The sequence below is a fragment of the Yoonia sp. MH D7 genome (genome assembly GCF_054439475.1).
The window spans coordinates 277,898-298,269 of the sequence record NZ_JBTJCF010000001.1; the positions used below are offsets into that span (position 1 = coordinate 277,898).

Sequence of the window (20,372 nt, forward strand, 5' to 3'; positions counted from 1 at the left end):
GTTTTAATTCAGTTATAAGCTAAATAAATCGATATAATGTCAGTTAACACGTTAATATAGATTGACTTCAAAACGTCTTCGTCGAAAGATAAGTGATAGTCGTTGTGGGTTGCGTTGGAGGACATGGCCCGTCTGCGAGACACTTTCTGGGAGGATACCTGATGTCATTTAAATCACTGTTGAAAAGTAGTGCTGTCGCTATGTTTTGCGCGACCACAACCTTTACTGTTATTGCGCCACAGCCCGCTGCGGCACACCACGGGGTGAACGGCCAATTTGACCTGTCACAAACCCTTGAGGTTTCCGGCGTAGTGACAAGTGTTCGTTTTGTGAACCCACATTCCTATGTCTATTTCGACGTCACCAATCAGGCTGGCGAAATTGAAAACTGGCGCTGTGAGTTGCGGTCCGGCAGCTTGCTTAAACGCAAGGGCTGGAAGACCGAAATGTTTGCAGAAGGCAGCGAGATCACGATTTTCGGATCGCCTGCACGTGACGAGCCAACGACCTGTTACACCGAGACCGTCACGTTTAGCGATGGTGGCAAATTGTTCCGCTATGGCGAAGTTGCTGATGACGGCACTTTGGTGAACTCGGAGTCTGCGATTGCGGCTGCGGCAAATATCCAAGAAGCGTCCGCAACGACAGATGAGGGCGCGATGGCCCAACCGGATTTGTCAGGCGATTGGGGCGAACCTGCCGCGGATGGTCCGCCTGCGGCCTATGCGGGTCCAGGCCCAGAGTATCAGCTGACCGAAAAAGCAGTTGAAGTCGGGGGCAATTGGACAGGGGAAGACAATCCACGGTTCAACTGCCAAGCGACCAACATCATTCTGGATTACCGTTTCGATCAGATGGTTAACAGGATTGAACAAACTGCCGACACGGTAACCATCGCCTACGGGTTTATGGACGTGGCGCGCACGATCCATATCGATGGCACGTTCCCTGAAGCTATCGAGCCGAGCCTTGAAGGCTATTCGGTGGGTGTCTGGAACGGCGACCGCCTAGAGGTGACGACCAAAGGTTTCGCAGTCGGGTTTCTGGAAGTGATTGGCGGGCGTTCGACCAGCTCGATCCCGCACAGCGAAGAAATGGAAATCGTGGAAATCTTTTACATTGATGACGCAGGTGAACTGGTCCGTGAATACACAATCACAGATCCCGTTTATCTGGCCCAGCCGTATTCCCACCTTGATAAGTCGGTACGACTGGATGGCGAGTATTTGCCGTTTGGTTGTGACGACTTGACTGAGGAAGCTGAGTACCAGTCGGGTAACTGACCTTTTAATCAGCCTAACCGTGAAGTGACGTTCACCGGACCAAAGGATTTTGAACCCCTTTGGGCTGGTGTGACGCGCATGGCTGCGCCTTGCCTGAGTAGTCAGGCTATCACCCACCGCCATTAAAAAGAGACCACCAATGGAATTTTTGTTACCGCTTGAGGAATCCGGCCTCGGCATGCTTATCTCAAGCTCGATTTGGGGTTATCCCATCGCACTCTCGCTTCACGCTTTGGGCATGGGGGTGCTGGTTGGTATCTCGGTCATGTTTGCATTGCGTATTGTGGGCTTTGCCGATGCGATACCCATCACGGCCATCAAGCCCTATTGGCGGTTAGCTATAGCCGGCTTTCTGGTGAACCTGATATCTGGCACCGCATTGTTTATGGGGAGTGCTACCAGCCTAGCCGCAAACTGGGCGTTCCTGTCCAAGATCGGAATGCTGACGGTGTCGCTGATACTGACCTATCAGATGGTCAAGGTTTGCATGACCGACACGGCTGGCGAAGTAACTAATGCCCACCGTTTACTTGCGATCAGCTCTTTAAGCGCATGGGTTGTGACAATCATTTTTGGCCGCCTCATCGGCTACATCTTTTAAGGGGGCTTTACTATGGACATGGCAATCGCATTTCTAGAAGCCACCGCGCTTCATACTTTCATTCAATCCCACGCTTGGGTCTGGCCAACATTGGAGATGGTCCATTTCTTGGGACTATGCCTGTTGCTCGGGTCACTGCTCATCGTGGACCTAAGCGTTATCGGGTTCGCACCAAGTATCTCGCTGCGCCTCGTTGATAAGTTCATTATCGCTACGCTCATCGGGTTTACGCTGAATGCGATCACGGGCTCGCTGTTTGTGGTCGGGGATCCCGGCCGGTATTTCATCAACATCGCGTTCCGGATTAAGATTGTGCTGATCGTGCTCGCGGGCTTAAACGCGCTATACTTCACATTTCGTGTGCGTCCGCTTATTCAAGCAGGCGCCAATAACTTCACTGAATTGTCGCTGGATGCACGGATTTCCACGGCGTTGTCACTGACGCTTTGGACAAGCGTAATCGTCTTGGGGCGGTTCATTCCCTACGTCGAAGATCTGTAGGATGCGCTGGAGATATTCCCTTACTTTACAATGTGCAGTCGCGATTTTGGCTATTCTCGGATTTGCTGATGTCGCGGCCGCACATGGTGTGGCGGGGGGCGATCAAGACTATCTGATGCGTGCAAAAGGCGTGCATGCCTTTCCGTATATGTATCTTGGGGCCAAGCATATGATCACGGGATACGATCACCTTTTGTATCTTGCCGGGGTCATTTTCTTTTTACGCGAGCCGCGCGACGTGATCCGGTTTGTCAGCCTTTTTGCGGTTGGACATTCGTTGACGTTGTTGTTTGGCGTCTTATCGGGGTTGCAGGTTAACGCCTATCTCGTCGACGCTATTATCGGGCTTTCGGTGTGCTACAAGGCGCTCGAAAACTTGGGGACGATCAAGTTTCTAGACCCGAAGACCGCAGTTTTCGGCTTTGGTTTGGTCCATGGATTGGGCCTGTCGTCCAAGTTGCAAGACCTGTCGCTGTCGTCCGATGGTTTGGTGGCAAATATGGTTTTCTTCAACGTCGGCGTTGAACTTGGGCAACTTGTCGCTTTGGCAATTTTGCTATTCATCTTTTCGTGGCTGCGGGGGCTGCCACGCTTTTCACAACACGCAATCAACATCAACGTTTTGTTATTCGCGGCAGGCCTGATCCTGTTCGGGATGCAGGCTGTTGGTTTCATGTCAACTGGAGGTAACACATGACATATTCACTTCGTAAGAAACTCGCGCTGGCAACGGCTGGGGCAGGGGTTCTATTGGTCACGGTGGTTTTGCCCGCAGAATACGGGGTAGATCCTACGGGGCTTGGTAAACTTGCAGGATTGACGGGGCTTTCGGGCATGGTGGCACCTGCGTCTGCGGGCACAGATTACGGCCAGACCCTGACATTTAACGTCGAGGAATATGACCTTGAGGCCGAGGAAATCAACCAGTCGATCCGCGGGATGCTCAAACTGGAGGAGATCCCGTTCAAACAGGAAACCATCATTCTTGAAATCGAAGATATTGGCGAGATAGAGCATAAATTTGTCATGGAGGCAGATAGTACGCTGCTATATTCATGGAAAGTTCTGGACGGTGGTGGTGGTGGTGTTTTCTATGAATTCCACGGGCATCCATCAAGTGCGGACGCGCCGAACTATCCCGACGGGTTCGAGATGGGCTATAGTATCAGTGAAGGATCGGCGCAAAGCGGTGCGTTCACAGCGGCATTTCCGGGCTATCATGGTTGGTATTTTATGAACCTTGAAGAAGGTCCCATCAAAATCGAGTTGACTGTCAGCGGCTACTACAGCGAGCACAAAGAAATGTACCGCGCTGTTAATGGTGAGGTGATCACAAGCGTCGAATTCTAATAGGTGACCGTCTAGGTTGCGGAATTGAAAAGCCGGTGCCACCCGCAAGGATGGCCCGCTTTTTTTGTATCAATTGACCTGACGCAGGTCGCTCTTAGGTAGGCGTCGATGTGGTGATGTCTCTGGTTTGCTCATGTTGCAGCCGTTTCGCCGCCATACCCGGATCAGCACCCCAAGTTGCAATCAGGCGATAGAACACGGGTGTGAGGAACAAGGTGAATACCGTTGCAAACCCGAGGCCGCCAACAATAACCCAGCCAACCGCGATACGTGCTTCGGCGCCTGCGCCAGAGGTCATAACCAATGGCAATCCGCCAAACACTGTTGAAACCATCGTCATCATCACGGGGCGGATCCGTAGCCGCAAAGCGTCCCGAATGGCGCTGTCGATGTCTTGGCCTGCCTCGCGCAATTGGTTGGCAAATTCAACGATCAGAATACCGTTTTTTTGTATCAATTGACCTGACGCAGGTCGCTCTTAGGTAGGCGTCGATGTGGTGATGTCTCTGGTTTGCTCATGTTGCAGCCGTTTCGCCGCCATACCCGGATCAGCACCCCAAGTTGCAATCAGGCGATAGAACACGGGTGTGAGGAACAAGGTGAATACCGTTGCAAACCCGAGGCCGCCAACAATAACCCAGCCAACCGCGATACGTGCTTCGGCGCCTGCGCCAGAGGTCATAACCAATGGCAATCCGCCAAACACTGTTGAAACCATCGTCATCATCACGGGGCGGATCCGTAGCCGCAAAGCGTCCCGAATGGCGCTGTCGATGTCTTGGCCTGCCTCGCGCAATTGGTTGGCAAATTCAACGATCAGAATACCGTTTTTCGCCATGACGCCGATCAGCATAACCAAGCCGATCTGGCTGTAATAATTCAACGAACCACCAGTTAGATTTATCGCGAACAATGCGGCCGCGAGGCCAAACGGTACGGTCAACATAATGACGACAGCACTTGCCACGCTTTCAAACTGGGCCGCAAGGACGAGGAACACGATCAGGAATGCTGTACCAAACACCGCAAAAAGGGCCGACTGTCCGTCGCTGAGGGATGCCGCTTCGCCGGTGAAGATGATGCCCATGCCGTCGGGCAAAGTTTCTGCCGCGATTTCCGACAAGCGGTCCATTGCGACCCCAAGGTCGATGCCTTCGGCAAGGTTCGCTTGCGCGGAAACAGCCAGTGATCCGCCTTGGCGTGAAATTGAAGACTGGCTTACAACGGGTTCCAATGTGGCAGCGGAGGACAATGGCACATAGGCACCGTCAGGCAAACGCAGGAAGATGGATTCGATGTCAGTCGGGTCATCAATTGGCGGGCCACCGGGCACGACATTGACGTTGGTTTCCATATCATTTTCAAACACAGTGACGGCGATGGTGCCTTGGATCATGGTGCTGATGGTCTTGGTGATTTCGGCTTCGGTCAGGCCGAATACCCGCGCCATTTCTGGATCAACGCGCACTTCGTATTGCGCTTGGACGCTTTCGCCAGAAAGTTGCGGGTTTACAAAGGCATCATCATTCCCCATCGCAGCCACCAGTGCGTCGGCGGCCTCTGTCATGGCGGCAACATTTGTGCCTGTGACTGCAAAACCCAAACCCTGACCTGCACCGCGAATATTCAGGCTGTTGGTGGACCTTGCGCTGACTTGCACGCCCGGCACCGAGCCCAGCTTGCCGCTAATGTCCGCAATAAGTTCGGACTGCGCCCAGTCACGTTCGGACCAATCGGGCAGGCGCACGATGATAAACGCACTGGTTCCGCCACCAACACCGATGATGCTTTGCACCACCTCGATCTGCCCGCTTTCACGGTAAGGGGTCAGGATATTTTCGATCAGTGTAACCTGCGTTTCCAGATAGTCGACTGTTGTGTCAGAGGCGCCGCGTGCTTGTACCAGAAAGAACCCGCGATCTTCTTCAGGGGTGATGCTGGAAGACAGCGTTTGGGAGGCTCCTGCTGCGATTATCGCAAAGCCTATAGCGATGGTCAGCACGATGATCGGTGCGCGGATTGCGCGGTCCATGATTGCATCAAAGCCACGAGAAAGCCGGCTTGGTTGTACAGCCTTCATCTGCACTGATCGGGGTTTTCCCGGATCAAGGAATGCGGCCATCACGGGCGCAAGTGTCAGTGCGGTGATGGATGACAATGTGACAGAAAACGCCAGCACAAACCCGAATTCACTAAACACGCCGCCTGCTTGACCGGGCAAAAACGAGATCGGGATGAATACGGCAGCGAGGGTGGCCGTGGTCGAGATAACCGCAAAGAACACCTCGTTTGTGCCGGCGGCGGCAGCGGCGAATGCACCCATGCCTTGCTTGCGTTTTCGCACGATGTTTTCGATGACAACAATTGCGTCGTCAACCACCATACCCGTCGCCAGAACCAAGGCCAGAAGGCTAATCGAGTTAATCGAAAATCCCGTAATCCAGATTGCAGCGACGGTGCCGACGAGTGAAATAGGGATCGTGACTGCAGGAATAATTGTGGCGCGCGGCGAGCGGAGAAAGGCAAAGATCACAGCAACAACAATGACCGTGGCAAGGCCGATGGATTTGACGACCTCGTCAATTGACCCTTCGATAAACACGCCGTCGTCTGATGCAACCAGCAGCTCGACCCCTTCTGGTAAGGTGGTGCGCAGGTCTTCAACTGCGGCGCGCACTGCTTTGGAAATCGTGAGTGTATTACCGACCGATTGGCGTGTGATATCAAGTCCCACGGCGGCCAAGCCATTGACCCGTGCGGATACACTGCTGTCTTCTGGCACGACCTGAACAAAGGCCACATCGGAAATCCGCGTGGTTGCATTGATCGACACCTGACCAATGGTCTCAACGCTCACGGCGGCATTTCCGACCCGCAGTGCAAGGGTTTGGCTGGTCGTTTCCAGCGTGCCAAGCGGGGTATCATCGCGCAATGATGTCAATGCTTCAGATACATCAAAGATCGTCAATCCACGGCTTAAAATCGAGCGCATATCCAGCGTGACACGAAATTCATTTGCTTGGTTGCCACGCACCGACACCTCGGCGATGCCGTCAATGGTCGACAGACGGTCATAGATTTGACCTTCTGCAATTGCGGTTAATTCATCAAATGTTGCATCACCAAGCAGTGCCAGCCGGATGATCGCATCAGCGTTGCTATCGCTTTTGGAAACGGTCGGATCGTCGTCAAGGTCGCTTGGCAGTTGGCGCAGGGTGGCGGATACGATTTCGCGGGCCTCGTTGGCGGCAACATCAACGTCAGTGCCTTCGGATAGGTCGATCGTGATGCGGCTGGAGCCGGTTGATGAGGTGGATTCCATGTAGGACAACCCCTCAAGCGCGCTCAGAGCGTCCTCCAAAACCTGAGTCACTTCCTGATCGACTGTTGCGGGTACAGCGCCTTCGTAGTTGGTGCGCACTGACAGCACGGGCCGGTCAACGTCAGGCATTTCGCGCACGTCGACAGACGATAAGGCGGCCAATCCGGCGATTAAAATTAAGAGGTTAAGGACTATTCCAAGAAGCGGGCGGGCGACGAAGAGGTCTGCGAAGCCTGATTTTATCTTTTGGACCGAAGGCGCGTTCATGTTGGTGCCTCGGTGCGCGCTGGTTTCGATCTTGCCGTATCAGGACTGCGCTCGGCAGGTCGGCGTGGCGTCGCATCTGGCGTAGTGATCTGCGATCCGTCGCGCAGTTTTTGCGCCCCTTCGGTGATAACAGGCGTACCTGTCGGCAGGTCGCCAGTGATCCAGACGGTGTTGTCACGCCGGAACAGGATCGTCACAGGCACTTGCTTGGCAACACCCTCGGCGTCGATCCACAGGCTTGACCCCGTTCGCGACCATGTGATCGCGGTTGAAGGAACCGCTGGCAGCGGTTCACTTTCACTGACAATGCGCACCGAAAAGGTCATACCGGACCACAGCTCGCCGTTGGTGTTGTCAATGCGGGCATTGACCGTCACGCTGCGGGTCACGCTATCGAGGCGGCTGTCAAACGACACAACTTCGCCTTCAAAATTGCGCCCGTTGAAGCTAGGCGTGCTGACCAGAACGGTGTTGATAGTGCCCAGAATACTGATTGCGCGTTCAGGCAGTTCGAACTCTATCAGCAATGCCTCGTCGTCATCAATCGTCACGATTACGTCGTTTGTACCTAGCAAATCGCCTACATTGACATCACTCAAACCCAATTTTCCAGCGATGGGCGCACGCACTGTGCGATTGTCCAATGCCACCTGCGCCAAGCCGACGTTGGCGGTTGCCAAACGCTGCGCGATGCTGGCTTCCGAGAACGTGACGTCAGTGATCGTCGAACTGCCACTCGATCGTAAGCGTTCATAGCGGGCCAATGTCTCAATCGCCTGATCAAGTTGAGTTTGTGCGATCTCAAGATTTAGCGTGGCCGTCCTTGAATCCAAACGCACCAAAACCGCGTCCGCCTCGACATAGGCGTTTGGGGTCAAATTGACCTCGATAACCTCGCCAGCCGCGTCCGACACAACATCGGCGCTGCGCAATGCGCTCGCGGTCCCTATTGCGTTCAACACGGTTTCGTAGGGCTGAAGTTCGAGTGGCACAGTGACCACGGTTGTAGACCTATTCCCACCGCCGGATCGACCACCTTGCCCCCGTGCTGGCGCGCTGTCGCCCGCCACTGCGGAGCTTTCTGCGTCATTTGTAGGTATATTTACCAGTGTTGCAATGCGATCAGGCATCCCGAAAACGGCTGCGTAAATTCCAAATAGAACCACACTGGCAGCCAATAAAGTAAGTAGTTTACGCAATGCGAGTGCCCCTTTGAAACTTGAATCATATCTTATACGCGCGGCGAATGCGTTTCCGTTGGAAAAAGAACTTAAATTTTCAATTCCGGATTATTGGGTCATTTGAGGGTTTTGTGATGCTGATTTGACGGAGATTTAAGTTTTGCTGCATCGCGGTCATAACGTTGGGCGCAGCCGCTTATATGACCTTTTTTCCACTGTATTCTGCAACAGTTGGATTTCGGGCTTTAGTTAGCTGCCGTGGGCCGCCCTGAGATTATTTTTCTGAACTTTTCCCATCGTATTACGCGGTAAAGCATCGCAGATGATGTATTTGCGGGGATGTTTGAAGCGCGCCAGTAGAGGTTCAACATGTGCGGCAATCGCGTCGCCTGACAGGGTGGCACCTTGCGCCAGTACGACCGCCGCCATGACGCTTTCGCCGAAGTCAGTGTTCGGAATGCCGAAGACGGCGCTTTCAAGTACACCTTCGATGTCGTTGATCACGTCTTCGATCTCTTTTGGGTAAATGTTGTAACCGCCCGAGATAATCAGATCTTTTTGGCGTCCGACGATACTGATCCGTCCATCATCGGATTTGACCCCAAGGTCGCCAGTCATGAAGAAGCCTGTATCGCGCAGCTCTTCGCGGGTCTTTTCGGGCATGTTCCAGTATCCTTGAAACACGTTGTTGCCACGCACTTCGATCATACCGATTTCGCCCGTCGCAAGCGGTGAACCCGTTTCTGCGTTGGTGATTTCGACTTCGGTGCCAGCCAGCGGGTAGCCGACAGTGCCGGCAATCCGGTCGCCATGAAAAGGGTTGGAGGCGATCATATTGGTTTCGGTCATGCCGTAGCGCTCTAAAATACGATGGCCGGTGCGTTCAAAGAAAGCGGTGTGGGTTTCGGCCAAAAGCGGGGCAGAGCCAGAGACGAACAGGCGCATTTCAGCACAGACATCACGGGTTGTGCGCGGATCATTTAGCAAACGGGTGTAGAATGTCGGCACGCCCATCAGTATTGTTGATTTTGGCAGCTCTGCGATGACTGTGTCCAGATCAAAGGCTTCCATGAAACGGATTTGTGCGCCCGCAAGTAGGCTCGTGTTTATCGCGACAAATAGCCCATGCGTATGAAAGATCGGGAGCGCGTGGATCAGCCGGTCCCGAGACGTTATTTCCCAAAGCCCGGTAAGAGCTTGGGCATTTGAAAGCAGGTTTTTATGCGAGAGCATGGCGCCTTTTGAGCGACCTGTGGTGCCAGATGTATAGAGCAACGCCGCGAGGTCTTCGGGGCCGCGCGGCACGGTTTGAAACTGGTCAGGCGCAGTGTTTGCGGTGATCGAGAGCGTGCCGGTGCCCGTCATATCAAGCGTCAGAATTTGCGCGCCCAAACCTGCGCCAAGACGGGTCATGGCTGTGGTGTCTTTGGGGGCACAAATAATAGCTAAGGGTGCGGCGTCTTCGATAAAGTAAGCTAACTCGGTCTGCGTGTAGGCCGTGTTCAGCGGAAGATACACCGCGCCAATCTGCAGCGCCGCGCCGTACAGCGCAATCGCATCAGAGGTTTTCGGACCCTGCACAACGATACGGTCACCCGCCGAAATACCTGCATCGCTTAGCACGTGCGCGATTTGGGCAACGCGGCGCACAAAGCCTGCAAATGTAATCACGGTGCCGTCGTCGCAGGTCAAAAACGCGCCTTCATTGTGGGCGTGCGGCGCGATCAAGGCATCGTAGAGGGCGTTGGTCACGACGTTGGTTCCTTTGTTTTTACGTCTGTTTTTGCCGTAGACAGAGCCTGCACGCTGCGCGACGCGGTCACTGTGCTTGAGAGCGCAAAGTTTTCGTGGTTTCGCTCTGTGTTGCTGACATTGTAGAGGTAATTGACCATTGCACCACTGGATTGTGCTTTGCCGTTCGCGGACATGTCTGCGTTCGCGTGGACGTCATGCACTTCCGCGCCGTTCCCAAGGTGAAAACGCGTGACAGGATCGCGGGGCATGCCGTCGCTTCGTTTTGCGGTCAGCAAATATTTCGCTGCCATTTTGCGCACGAGATCGGGCTCTGCTGTGCCTGCGATGACTGCTGTTGCTATGGGATCATCGGTCAAGGTTTCCAGCCATTTGTTCATGCCAGGGATCGGTGAGAGCGTGACAAAGGTGTCTATGTTCGGGCAGGATGCAGATAGTTCGGCAACGACTTGTTTGATCAGCAGATTGCCAAAGCTGATACCGGTCAGGCCTTTTTGGCAGTTGGAAATCGAATAGAAAGTCGCCACTTTCGTTTGCTCTATTTCCAGAATAGGGCGCTTGTCCGACAGGAGGGCGTCGATCGATTTGGGGACTTCAGCCGCCAGTGCGACCTCGACAAAAATCAGCGGCTCGTCAGGCATGCTGGGGTGAAAAAACGCATAGCAGCGACGATCAGGCGGATATAATCTGCGCCGCAGATCGTCCCAATCGTCAATCTGATGCACCGCTTCATAAGCCACGATCTTGTCAAGAATCCGCGCAGGCGTATCCCAGTTGATCTGTTTAAGCACCAAAAACCCGCGATTAAACCAACTGCGCAGCAAGTGGGTAAAGTCGAGGTTTGTGCGCGCAAGCTCTGGCGTCTCTTTCATAAACGCCAGTAAATCAACGCGCATCGCAACGATCACCTGCGTCGCGCCAAAGGGTTGGTTCAAGCGGCGTAGCAATTCTTGTCGCTTCGGCTCTACGGCAAAGCTCAAGGCTGCAAAAAGAGCGGGTGTTTTGTCTTTGGCGTATTCCGATGCAAGGCGCGCAATATTCTCAGCATCAACCTCGAGATCAGCATTCAAATAGAGAAAAAACGCCAACTTTTCGGCATCATCAAGGCGCGCATAGCGAGACAGGACCGACGACGCCAAACGCAGTCCTGAAACCTCGCCTTCCGCAGACAGCAATGCTTCGCACAGCTCATAAATATTACGTTTGTCGTCCTTACCGTGTTTGAAGGCGCGTCGGTCAAAAAGCGGGGAAAGCCAGTCTCCCATGAATCGATTTAGTTGCATTTTCGTCTCCAACAAATGAGAGTCATTGCCCAATTAATATCGATATTAATTCATCTCGTCCAATTAAATCGCCAAAATAAATCTATATATCCATCTCGCGGGCCAAGTATTCGCCCGTTAATCTATAATGGCTTAGTAAACAGGCAGAAGCGCGCTCGGCGTCACATTTCACCGCCGCATCAAGAATTTCGTCATGCTCTGCGGCAATGTCGCGGCTTTGATATTTGCTGCCACTCGCCGCAAGGTACCGATACCGGATGTTCAGGTCGTAAAGCTGGGCACAATACCGTTCCAACACGGGCGAGCCGCTATTGGACAGCAACGCCATGTGAAACGTCTTGTGTGCCTCCTCAAAAACCGCAGTCACCTCACCAACCGACCGTTTCATCCGGTGATGTGTCAGCACGATCTTTTCTTCCCAGTCAGGCGTTGCCGCCGCAATCGACTGACGCAAGGCGAGGTCCTCTAACGTGCAGCGCAGCGCCAAAATTTCTTCAAAATTCGCCTTGCTGGCAGGGGCTGCGCGAAACCCGCGCTGATCGATGCGCTCGACAAGCATATCCGACGTCAGCAAACTTAACGCCTCACGCACAGGCGACGCTCCTGTCTGCAAAAGCTCTCGCAATTGTTCGATTTTCAGCTTCTGACCGGCGGGCAGGGCCCCCGTCAGAATCATATCGCGCAATGTGAAATACGCCCCGTGCGTCGCGGATCGCTCTTTGCTCCCCGTGTCATCAATCATATTCATGGCGCAGGTCCCTGCTTTAAATTAAATTTACAGTCTTACCAGAAAGACCTACTGACAGACTTAATGACCCTTCGTTTATCATCCAACGTCGCAACGTGAAAGCACGCGCGCCAGATTTATGCATCGGGTCGTTTTCAGCAAGCTGACGGGCCGCTTCAAGGTCCTGTGCGCGGTAAATAATCAAGCCCATGCCCTGCATGTTCTCGCCACTTTCATCCGACATAGGCCCCGCAAACGCAAGTTGGCCACCTGCTTCCAGCTGCGCTTGATAGGCAAGGTGATCGGGTAGGGCTGCTTTTACCGCGTCTGGACCCTGTGCTGGCGTGCTTTGTGCCACATAAAGTTCCAATGCCAGTGCGCCGCGTTCTTTCGCCTGTGCCTTATATTCTGTCCACTTGACCATTTCCATCTCCAAAAAATCGATATTAATTGACATCTTGAAATATAGTAGGCAGAATTCCTCTAATTGGACAAGGAAAACGTTGATGAAATATTTGGCAGGTGAAATCGACTCAGTCCTTGGCGTTTTTGCTGTTATTGGTGACAAGGCCGTTAATCTAACGGCGATCAATGCGGCGTTTGGCACGGATTTGATGGCATTGATCCAGCAGCCTAGCCTGATCGAATCAGTGGCGGACAAGATTGCAGTGGCGCCGCAAGTTGCGGTTTCCGACATCACGCCAGCACTTCCTGTTGCAAATCCAGGCACCATCATTTGCCTCGGTCTGAATTACACCGATCACATCAAAGAAGGCGGCTACGACGTCCCTGATTACCCCGCGCTTTTCATGCGTAGCAAGACCTCGATTATGGCCGCTGGTGCGCCTCTCGTTCGTCCGGCCTGTTCTAATGAACTCGACTATGAGGCCGAGTTGATGGTCGTCATCGGCAAAGGTGGGCGCCATATTTCAGAGGCTGACGCCTTGGATCACGTGTTTGGCTATACCGTATTCAACGACGGCTCGGTGCGTGATTATCAGCGCAAAACGCATCAGTGGACGCCGGGTAAAAACTTTGACGACACAGGCGCAATTGGTCCGTTCGTTGTGACACCCGACGAGGTGCCTGTTGGCGCCGCAGGTCTGAAAATAGAAAGCCGCGTCGGCAGTGAAATTTTACAATCTTCCAATACGGCAGACATGCTTTGGTCGGTTGCGCAAATCATTGCCACGATCTCGGAGTACACGACGTTAGAGGCGGGCGACCTGGTCGCAATGGGCACACCAGCGGGTGTTGGTCACGCGAAAAAGCCAACCCCACGTTGGCTGGTTCCCGGTGAAGTTATTGATATTGAAATCGAAGGCATCGGAATTTGTTCGAGCCCAATCGTTGATGAAGGATCCACTAGATGAGCGCACCAACCGGAGCAAAACTCGCAGCCCTTAGGGGTGAGGCGCAGGAAAATCACCGCGCATTGCGTGGTCGGATTGACCGCCTGTCAGCTGACGCAATTGACCTGATCTTGCGCGATGCCCGTTCGCATTACGCATGGACCGACAAGCCGATCCCCGACGATCTGCTGCACGAACTTTACGACATCATGATCAACGGCCCGACCAGCATGAACACGCTGCCTGCACGGTTCGTGTTCGTAAAGTCGCCCGAAGGCAAAGCGCGTCTTGCCAAGTCACTTAAGCCGCAGAATGTTAGTAAAATGATGGGCGCGCCTTTGACCGCGATTATTGCGCATGACTTGGACTACTGGAAGGAACTGCCGTTCCTGTTCCCCCACGAGGACCGCCGCCACCTGTTCGAAAATAATCCGGAATTTAGCGAAGACACAGCCTACCGCAATGGCACGCTGCAAGGTGCTTATTTCATAATCGCCGCACGTGCGCTTGGTCTTGATGTGGGGGCCATGTCGGGGTTCTCAAACGCGATTGTCGATGAAGAGTTTTTTGCGGGCACCACTGTGAAGTCAAATTTCCTGTGCAACATTGGTTACGCCGATGAAACCGCGCTGTTCCAAAAGCTGCCGCGCTTTGCATTCGATCAAGTTTGTAGCTTTGTCTAAAGGAGGCACCCGATGGCGATCAAAATGAAATCTGTCGTGACCTACCGTGCCACTGCGACGTGCCCGACCCATGCGCGCACCGAAATTCCGGTGCGTGGGTTGAACGTGGTTATTGACGAGCCATTGGAACGTGGCGGGACCAACCTTGGCCCCACGCCGACCGAAGCTGCAATGACTGCGCTGATCGCCTGCACCAATGTGATTGGTCATAAAAATGCCGCGCGCCTTGGGATTGATTTGGGCGAGATCACGATTGACGCTGAGTGCCAGTTTGATCGTCGTGGCGTGTTGATGGAAGAAGAAATTGACGTGCCGTTTCCCGCCATAACTTTGACGGTGAATTGCGTGACATCCGCTAGTCAGGACGAGCTGACATTAGTGGGGCAAGAGACCGCGAAATACTGTGCGATTGCCAAGTTGTTTGAAGCAGCGGGCACAGATCTTACGGTGAACTGGACTAAGAAAACTTAACGAACAACCCGGGCAGCAGCCCAATTTTTCTGGGAGGAGAATACGATGATGAAATTTACACGACGCACCCTTGTGGGGGTCGCTCTTGCGACAATGACCGCGATGCCGGTTATGGCTCAAGAAACAATTAAGGCAGTGGTTATCGATGGCTACCCTGATCGGTCACTCTGGATCCGCGAATTTTCGGGCTTCTTTATTCCTGAGGTCGACCGTCGCCTTGCCGAAACAGGCAACTACGTTATGGACTGGCAGGAAAACTACGGCAGCTCTATCGTCAAGCCGGGCGGTGTTCTGGAAGGTGTGCAACTTGGTCTCGGCGATATCGGTATCGTCACGACGATTTTCCATTCTTCAAAACTGCCTAGCCAAGCGCTTGCTGCGGTAACACCATTTGTGTCGTCAGATGCAACAGCTGTTGCAAAGGCCATCGATGAAATCGCCCGCGAATTCCCAACGATGCAGAACGAATTTGCAGCGCAGAACCAGGTCTATCTGGCGACAGGCGTTGTTTTGGACAGCTACCAGGTCTTTTCATCAAAAGAAGTCGGTGTTGTTTCTGACCTCACTGGTTTCAAGGTTGCCGGCGCTGGCATGAACTTGCGTTATCTTGAAGGTATTCAAGATGCAGCTGGCGTGCGTGGTGGCTTGACCGATTTCTACAACATGCTGCAAACCGGTCTGGTTGATGCCGCATTGCTGTGGCCTGAAGCGGCTGCAACCTTCAGTATTGCCGAAGTTGCGCCCTACATGGTGCGTGCTGATCTTGGAGCGGTGAACAGCAAAACCGTCACTGTAAACTCCGATTACTGGAGCAAGCTTCCTGATGAAGTGAAAGAGGTTCTTCAAGCTGTTTCCATTGATTACCGCGATCGTCTTGCGAGTATTGCTATGGACGTTGCCGCGGAATCCGAAGCAGCCTACGTCGCAGCCGGTGGTACGATTGTTGATCTGACCGAAGAGGATCGTGCCGCTTGGGCGAATTCAATTCCGAACATTGCACAAGAGTGGGCGACGTCGCTGGACGATGCTGGCGAACCTGGCACAGAAATGCTTGCCGCGTATCTGGCAAAGCTGGAAGCTGCCGGTTTCACTGGTGTGCGTGATTGGTCGCAGCAATAAACTAGGTCCCAAGAGAGGTCACGATTATGTTAAAATCTGCACTCGCTGGCCTCTCGAAGGGCGCGAATACCGTAGCTATCTTTGCTAACGCAGCCGGCACAGTCGCCGTGTTGGCGTTGGTCGTCATCCTTAATGTCGATGTGATTGCAAGGGGCGTGTTTAACGCGCCAATCAGAGGCACATACGAAATTGTCCAACTTTCTGTGGTCTTTATCGTCTTCTTGCAACTGGCCGACGTCGTCCGTGTTGACCGGTTAACCCGCTCCGACGGGTTCCTGCTTTTCCTTCATGGACGTCGCCCAAGGCTCACAGCCACGCTGCGCCGAATGATCAACGCGGTCTCGGCGATATTCATGGGGCTGATCGCCTATATTATGTTCCCTGAGTTTTTACATATGTGGAATACTCAAGACTACTTCGGCATCCCCGGCGTGTTCACTGCGCCATGGTGGCCAATCAAATTGGTCATCGCATCGGGGTGCAGCCTCTCAAGCCTGATCTTTGTGATCAAGGTCATTACCGCGCAGGATCGTCCGCAATTGATCCGCGCCCCAGAGCATGACGAGAAATCTAAATGACCCCTATTGAAATTGGCCTTATCTCGGTCGTCGCAATTGTCTTTTTGATCTACGCAGGGTTCTACATCCCAATTGCGCTGGGCACCGTGTCCTTGATCTCGATCTGGCTGATGCGTGACAACTTCACCCTCTCACTGAACCTTTTGAAGGTGGCTGTGGGCGATAGCGCGATGGAGTATTCCTTTGCCACCATTCCTTTATTTACCTTCATGGGGTTAATCGTCTCGAAAGCGGGGTTAGGCAGCGACATCTACGAAGTGATGACGCTACGATTCCGCAAAGTGAAGGGTGGCATCGGCATGGCAACAGTTGGTGCAAACGCCGTCTTTGCCGCGGTGACAGGCTCTTCGATCGCCTCGGCGTCGGTGTTCACCAAAGTATCGGTGCCTGCGATGATGGCGCAAGACTATAACCCACGTTTTGCGGTCGGTGTTGTCGCAGGGTCCTCGGTCCTTGGCATGATTATTCCGCCATCCGCCATGCTGATTATTTACTCATTCGTCTCCGAGCAATCAGTCGGCGACATGTTCCTTGCAGGCGTGATCCCGGGGATCATGTTGGCCATTGCCTATATCGGCGCGATTGCCTTCATGGCGAAATTCACGCCAAACTTTGTGGGTGGCCGCGTTGTTGAGAACAGCGAGTGGATGTCGAAAGGCGAAATCGCCTCCAAAACATTACCAACGCTTGGACTGATTACGATCGTCTTGGGTGGCATCTACACAGGCTGGCTCACGGCGGTAGAAGCGGGTGCAGCAGGCGGGCTTGTGGCGCTTTTGATTGCGGTTCTGCGTAAAACGATGTCGCTTAAAACCTTTTGGGACGCCTTGCTAGAAACAGGTCACATCACCGCGTCTATCCTATTCCTGATAACAGCCGCGTCCATCTATAGCCGTATGTTGGGCTTGGCAGGCCTGCCGAACCAATTGCAAGATTTGCTTGCCGGCAACGAGGCCTCGTTCTGGACCGTGATGATCCTGTATGTGCTGTTGATGCTTTTCCTCGGCACGCTATTGGACACGTCTTCGATCATTCTGATCGTTGTGCCATTGTTCTTGCCGCTTGTTGAAGCGATGGACATGTCACTTATCTGGTTCGGGATTGTCACCGTTGTTGGCGCTGAAATCGGACTGCTCACGCCACCTTTAGGGATCTCATGCTTTGTGATTAAATCCACCATCGACGACGACAGAATTTCGCTTAAGGATGTGTTTATGGGCGCTTTGCCCTTCGCATTTGTCATGCTCGTCGCACTTATGATCCTGATCCAATTCCCGATCCTCAGCCTTGCACTTTTGAACTAGGAGACCGCAACAATGCGTAACGTAACCAAAGAAAATATCACCGACGTCTTTAAAGGCTATATGGCTGATGACATGAACCCGCGGACCCGCGAAGTCATGGGGGCGCTGGTGCAGCACCTGCACGATTTTGCTCGTGAAACCAACCTGACGCATGACGAATGGCGCGTAGGCCTCGCGTTCCTCGAAGGCTGTGCCGCAGTCGAGACCGAAGACCGCCACGAATTTGTTCTTGCGTCCGATGTGTTGGGCCTATCTTCTCTGGTTGATATGCTGCACTCGTCGCCTGCCTCGACATCCTCGTCAGTGCTTGGGCCGTTTCACGTTTCAGGTGCGCCACCCTTGGCTGTTGGTGGCGACATGAAGCGTCATTTTGGCGGGCCGGTCCTGCTGGCAGAAGGGGTCATTCGTGACACCAACGGCGACCCTATTCCAAACGCCGAAATCGACATCTGGCAGACCGCACCAAACGGTCTTTATGCCAGTCAGGACGAAGATCAGGAAACCTATTCATTCCACGGGCTGATGACCGTTGGGGAAGATGGCAAATACGCGTTCACAACTGTGAAGCCAGTCGAGTACACAGTGCCATCCGACGGCCCCGTTGGTGCCATTTTGGATGCTTGTGGGCGTCACCCATGGCGTCCGTCCCACTTGCATTATATCGTGAAAGCACCCGGTTTCCGCACATTGGTGACCGAGATTTTCCCTGAAGATGATCCTTACCTCGATCAAGACACCGTGTTCGGCGTGCGGGACGATCTGGTCATGACATACCACGAAAAACCCGCCAGCGATTTCCCCGATGGCTTGGAAATATCAGGCAAAGTCGACGCGCCGTTCCTCTACGTGAACTTCGACGTCACCCTCGATAACGCTTAATATAGACGGGGGCCTGTGTTTCACAAAACACAGGCCCCAGTTTTTACCAACGCTCGATGTCACCTTCAGCATCGATCAGCACAAAGGCGATGATACAGGTCTCGTCAAACTTGTTAGACCACGCATGATTGTTGCCGCGCTGCACGAGAACATCGCCGGCTTCTAGCACGAGGTCATCTTCTTCTTCATCCATCATCATCACGATCTTGCCCTTCACAACGACGGCATAATCAATGCTATCGGTGCGGTGCATGAACGGGTGACGCTGATTGTCCTTGATACGGTCCGCTGCGCCCATTTCAGCAAAGGCCGCGCGCCCGTCCAAGGTCTTGATCACTTCTGGATCTTCCGGCTCAAACTCGACAAAGCGAAACACCGTGCCGTTTTTCGGGGGTTTGAGCACAAGTGGTCCATCCAGCGTCTCGTTTGGTCCGTCAAAACGCGGGTTATCTTCGGTTTTCCAAAAATTCGTCAATGTCACACCAGGCCGATTGGGCCGGCTTAACGAATTTGTGGCGATATCGTCAGAGACAACAATCGCTTTTCCATTTGCATCGTGCCCCGTTACAACGCGGCGAATTCCTTTAGACATATCAAAGCCTCCTTAATACTTAGATTCCATTGCGAGGGTAAGAATGTCTCGATTAAATGTCGATGATTAAATTTTAAAATCATAAAATCGATATTTTATTTGACGTGTTGAGGGGGCAAGTATTAAGCATAGGTAACGAAATATATCTTCTGGGAGAATTCTATGACTTTTTTTAAAACTTTCACCCGTGGCATCTCGCTAAGCTTGGTTTTGGCCGCATCACCGCTTGTTGCGCAAGAAGAATTGCGCATGGGGACTGCAAGCCTTGGCGGCGCGTTTTATCCGATGGGGCAGGCGGCTGCGAACCTCGTGAATAAATACGCTGAAGGCTATTCTATGGTGCCAGTTGTGACCGCCGGCGGCACAGAAAACCCGCGCCTTATCGGGAACGGCGAGCTTGATTTTGCCATCGGAAATGCGAATACGTCGTTCTTTGCGCATGAGGGCCAAGACCCTTACGCCGACCAAATCGCGATTGCGTCCATCGGCACATTGCACAATTCGGTTTTGCATATCGTCACGCTGGCGGGGTCCGACATTACATCGATTGCAGACCTTAAAGGCAAGCGCGTGGCGGTTGGGCCTGCGGGCGGCGGCACGTTGAACCTGTTGGGCGACGTGATGGCAATCAACGGTGTTGGTTTTGGCGATATCACGCCAAGCTTTGTGTCGTATGGAGACGGGTTCAGTCAGCTTTCTGACGGCGCGGTTGATGCAGCCGTTGCGCTGTCGGGTTATCCTGCGGGAGCTGTGATCCAGACCAGTACCACCGCAGATATCGCCTTTGTAGACATTGGCGCGGAAGGCTTGGCGGAGATCGTGGCAAAGCATCCGTACTACTCTATCGTCGAAGTGCCTGCGGACGCTTACGGTACCGATGCACCGCTGACCATGCTTGGTACCAAGAATATTCTAATCACCCACGCGGATGCAGACGATGAAAAAGTCTACCAAGTGACCAAAGCGATCTACGCGCATCTCGATGAATTCGCCGCAGAAAACGCAAACGCTTTGCAGATCGTTGCCGAAGACGCATACGATATCGCCGTACCGCTTCATGCGGGTGCAAAACGCTACTTCGACGAACGTTAATTACCACGGCCCGCCGCATCATCTCGTGCGGCGGG

At 53.3% G+C, this 20,372-nt stretch carries 20 protein-coding genes and 1 pseudogene; 13 read left to right on the forward strand and 8 right to left on the reverse strand.

Annotation, left to right across the window (positions count from 1 at the left end):
- Window positions 1–161: 161 nt before the first annotated feature.
- The 5 genes from ACXLHR_RS01300 to ACXLHR_RS01320 all read left to right on the forward strand — a co-directional run bounded on the left by ACXLHR_RS01300 (window position 162) and on the right by ACXLHR_RS01320 (window position 3,735).
- The gene (locus tag ACXLHR_RS01300; RefSeq protein WP_458789743.1) at window positions 162–1,283 is read left to right on the forward strand and encodes a DUF6152 family protein; all 1,122 of its coding nucleotides are present in this window, start codon (window positions 162–164) and stop codon (window positions 1,281–1,283) included.
- A gap of 139 nt (window positions 1,284–1,422) precedes the next feature.
- Window positions 1,423–1,884: a hypothetical protein gene (locus ACXLHR_RS01305; RefSeq protein ID WP_458789744.1), complete on the forward strand. Its 462-nt coding sequence runs from the start codon at window positions 1,423–1,425 to the stop codon at window positions 1,882–1,884.
- 12 nt (window positions 1,885–1,896) lie between these two features.
- Window positions 1,897–2,385 carry a hypothetical protein gene (locus ACXLHR_RS01310; RefSeq protein WP_458789745.1) on the forward strand — a complete coding sequence of 163 codons (489 nt, stop codon included), beginning with the start codon at window positions 1,897–1,899 and terminating at the stop codon, window positions 2,383–2,385.
- Window position 2,386: 1 nt separating this feature from the next.
- Complete coding sequence (locus ACXLHR_RS01315) at window positions 2,387–3,082, forward strand: HupE/UreJ family protein (RefSeq protein WP_458789746.1); 696 nt, start codon at window positions 2,387–2,389, stop codon at window positions 3,080–3,082.
- Window positions 3,079–3,735, forward strand: coding sequence for a hypothetical protein (locus ACXLHR_RS01320; protein ID WP_458789747.1), 657 nt, complete (start codon window positions 3,079–3,081; stop codon window positions 3,733–3,735). Before ACXLHR_RS01315 ends, ACXLHR_RS01320 begins: the two co-directional genes overlap by 4 nt.
- Window positions 3,736–3,829: 94 nt before the next feature.
- Here the strand turns inward: ACXLHR_RS01320 and ACXLHR_RS01325 are convergent.
- The 7 genes and pseudogenes from ACXLHR_RS01325 to ACXLHR_RS01355 form a co-directional block, all read right to left on the reverse strand.
- Window positions 3,830–4,192: pseudogene (locus ACXLHR_RS01325) on the reverse strand (efflux RND transporter permease subunit); the annotation flags it as partial.
- A 21-nt stretch (window positions 4,193–4,213) separates the two neighbouring features.
- Window positions 4,214–7,324, reverse strand: coding sequence for an efflux RND transporter permease subunit (locus ACXLHR_RS01330; protein WP_458789748.1), 3,111 nt, complete (start codon window positions 7,322–7,324; stop codon window positions 4,214–4,216).
- Window positions 7,321–8,523 carry an efflux RND transporter periplasmic adaptor subunit gene (locus ACXLHR_RS01335; protein WP_458789749.1) on the reverse strand — a complete coding sequence of 401 codons (1,203 nt, stop codon included), beginning with the start codon at window positions 8,521–8,523 and terminating at the stop codon, window positions 7,321–7,323. The genes ACXLHR_RS01330 and ACXLHR_RS01335 overlap by 4 nt, the downstream gene beginning before the upstream one ends.
- 231 nt (window positions 8,524–8,754) lie before the next feature.
- Window positions 8,755–10,257 carry an AMP-binding protein gene (locus tag ACXLHR_RS01340; protein WP_458789750.1) on the reverse strand — a complete coding sequence of 501 codons (1,503 nt, stop codon included), beginning with the start codon at window positions 10,255–10,257 and terminating at the stop codon, window positions 8,755–8,757.
- The gene (locus ACXLHR_RS01345) at window positions 10,254–11,522 is read right to left on the reverse strand and encodes a malonyl-CoA decarboxylase domain-containing protein (RefSeq protein WP_458789751.1); all 1,269 of its coding nucleotides are present in this window, start codon (window positions 11,520–11,522) and stop codon (window positions 10,254–10,256) included. Before ACXLHR_RS01345 ends, ACXLHR_RS01340 begins: the two co-directional genes overlap by 4 nt.
- Before the next feature lie 100 nt (window positions 11,523–11,622).
- Entirely contained in the window at window positions 11,623–12,288 is a 666-nt protein-coding gene (locus ACXLHR_RS01350; RefSeq protein ID WP_458789752.1) for a GntR family transcriptional regulator, read from the reverse strand.
- Window positions 12,289–12,304: 16 nt separating this feature from the next.
- A complete protein-coding gene (locus ACXLHR_RS01355; RefSeq protein ID WP_458789753.1) occupies window positions 12,305–12,724 on the reverse strand; it encodes a YciI family protein in 420 nt (139 codons plus the stop codon).
- A gap of 49 nt (window positions 12,725–12,773) precedes the next feature.
- Between ACXLHR_RS01355 and ACXLHR_RS01360 the strand changes: the two genes are divergently transcribed.
- The 7 genes from ACXLHR_RS01360 to ACXLHR_RS01390 are packed head-to-tail and all read left to right on the forward strand — an operon-like array spanning window position 12,774 to window position 18,653.
- Window positions 12,774–13,640, forward strand: coding sequence for a fumarylacetoacetate hydrolase family protein (locus tag ACXLHR_RS01360; RefSeq protein WP_458789754.1), 867 nt, complete (start codon window positions 12,774–12,776; stop codon window positions 13,638–13,640).
- Complete coding sequence (locus ACXLHR_RS01365; RefSeq protein ID WP_458789755.1) at window positions 13,637–14,302, forward strand: malonic semialdehyde reductase; 666 nt, start codon at window positions 13,637–13,639, stop codon at window positions 14,300–14,302. The genes ACXLHR_RS01360 and ACXLHR_RS01365 overlap by 4 nt, the downstream gene beginning before the upstream one ends.
- 12 nt (window positions 14,303–14,314) lie before the next feature.
- Complete coding sequence (locus tag ACXLHR_RS01370) at window positions 14,315–14,773, forward strand: OsmC family protein (RefSeq protein ID WP_458789756.1); 459 nt, start codon at window positions 14,315–14,317, stop codon at window positions 14,771–14,773.
- Between the two features lie 45 nt (window positions 14,774–14,818).
- Window positions 14,819–15,892: a C4-dicarboxylate TRAP transporter substrate-binding protein gene (locus tag ACXLHR_RS01375; RefSeq protein WP_458789757.1), complete on the forward strand. Its 1,074-nt coding sequence runs from the start codon at window positions 14,819–14,821 to the stop codon at window positions 15,890–15,892.
- A gap of 26 nt (window positions 15,893–15,918) precedes the next feature.
- Window positions 15,919–16,470, forward strand: coding sequence for a TRAP transporter small permease subunit (locus tag ACXLHR_RS01380; RefSeq protein WP_458789758.1), 552 nt, complete (start codon window positions 15,919–15,921; stop codon window positions 16,468–16,470).
- Entirely contained in the window at window positions 16,467–17,774 is a 1,308-nt protein-coding gene (locus ACXLHR_RS01385) for a TRAP transporter large permease (protein WP_458789759.1), read from the forward strand. Before ACXLHR_RS01380 ends, ACXLHR_RS01385 begins: the two co-directional genes overlap by 4 nt.
- Before the next feature lie 12 nt (window positions 17,775–17,786).
- Window positions 17,787–18,653, forward strand: a complete 867-nt coding sequence (locus ACXLHR_RS01390; protein WP_458789760.1) for a dioxygenase family protein — start codon at window positions 17,787–17,789, stop codon at window positions 18,651–18,653.
- Window positions 18,654–18,696: 43 nt separating this feature from the next.
- On the opposite strand, the gene ACXLHR_RS01395 is transcribed toward ACXLHR_RS01390, so the two are convergent.
- A complete protein-coding gene (locus ACXLHR_RS01395; RefSeq protein ID WP_458789761.1) occupies window positions 18,697–19,245 on the reverse strand; it encodes a cupin domain-containing protein in 549 nt (182 codons plus the stop codon).
- A 162-nt stretch (window positions 19,246–19,407) separates the two neighbouring features.
- On the opposite strand from ACXLHR_RS01395, the gene ACXLHR_RS01400 reads away from it, so the two are divergent.
- Window positions 19,408–20,337, forward strand: coding sequence for a TAXI family TRAP transporter solute-binding subunit (locus ACXLHR_RS01400; protein WP_458789762.1), 930 nt, complete (start codon window positions 19,408–19,410; stop codon window positions 20,335–20,337).
- Window positions 20,338–20,372 lie beyond the last annotated feature (35 nt).

Excerpts from the sequence above, each read along its gene's own strand:
- ACXLHR_RS01300 (WP_458789743.1), top strand. The coding sequence starts at position 162 with ATGTCATTTAAATCACTGTTGAAAAGTAGTGCTGTCGCTATGTTTTGC.
- ACXLHR_RS01305 (WP_458789744.1), top strand. The coding sequence starts at position 1,423 with ATGGAATTTTTGTTACCGCTTGAGGAATCCGGCCTCGGCATGCTTATC.
- ACXLHR_RS01310 (WP_458789745.1), top strand. The coding sequence starts at position 1,897 with ATGGACATGGCAATCGCATTTCTAGAAGCCACCGCGCTTCATACTTTC.
- ACXLHR_RS01315 (WP_458789746.1), top strand. The coding sequence starts at position 2,387 with ATGCGCTGGAGATATTCCCTTACTTTACAATGTGCAGTCGCGATTTTG.
- ACXLHR_RS01320 (WP_458789747.1), top strand. The coding sequence starts at position 3,079 with ATGACATATTCACTTCGTAAGAAACTCGCGCTGGCAACGGCTGGGGCA.
- ACXLHR_RS01330 (WP_458789748.1), bottom strand. The coding sequence starts at position 7,324 with ATGAACGCGCCTTCGGTCCAAAAGATAAAATCAGGCTTCGCAGACCTC.
- ACXLHR_RS01345 (WP_458789751.1), bottom strand. The coding sequence starts at position 11,522 with ATGGGAGACTGGCTTTCCCCGCTTTTTGACCGACGCGCCTTCAAACAC.
- ACXLHR_RS01350 (WP_458789752.1), bottom strand. The coding sequence starts at position 12,288 with ATGAATATGATTGATGACACGGGGAGCAAAGAGCGATCCGCGACGCAC.
- ACXLHR_RS01355 (WP_458789753.1), bottom strand. The coding sequence starts at position 12,724 with ATGTCAATTAATATCGATTTTTTGGAGATGGAAATGGTCAAGTGGACA.
- ACXLHR_RS01360 (WP_458789754.1), top strand. The coding sequence starts at position 12,774 with ATGAAATATTTGGCAGGTGAAATCGACTCAGTCCTTGGCGTTTTTGCT.
- ACXLHR_RS01365 (WP_458789755.1), top strand. The coding sequence starts at position 13,637 with ATGAGCGCACCAACCGGAGCAAAACTCGCAGCCCTTAGGGGTGAGGCG.
- ACXLHR_RS01370 (WP_458789756.1), top strand. The coding sequence starts at position 14,315 with ATGGCGATCAAAATGAAATCTGTCGTGACCTACCGTGCCACTGCGACG.
- ACXLHR_RS01375 (WP_458789757.1), top strand. The coding sequence starts at position 14,819 with ATGATGAAATTTACACGACGCACCCTTGTGGGGGTCGCTCTTGCGACA.
- ACXLHR_RS01380 (WP_458789758.1), top strand. The coding sequence starts at position 15,919 with ATGTTAAAATCTGCACTCGCTGGCCTCTCGAAGGGCGCGAATACCGTA.
- ACXLHR_RS01385 (WP_458789759.1), top strand. The coding sequence starts at position 16,467 with ATGACCCCTATTGAAATTGGCCTTATCTCGGTCGTCGCAATTGTCTTT.
- ACXLHR_RS01390 (WP_458789760.1), top strand. The coding sequence starts at position 17,787 with ATGCGTAACGTAACCAAAGAAAATATCACCGACGTCTTTAAAGGCTAT.
- ACXLHR_RS01395 (WP_458789761.1), bottom strand. The coding sequence starts at position 19,245 with ATGTCTAAAGGAATTCGCCGCGTTGTAACGGGGCACGATGCAAATGGA.
- ACXLHR_RS01400 (WP_458789762.1), top strand. The coding sequence starts at position 19,408 with ATGACTTTTTTTAAAACTTTCACCCGTGGCATCTCGCTAAGCTTGGTT.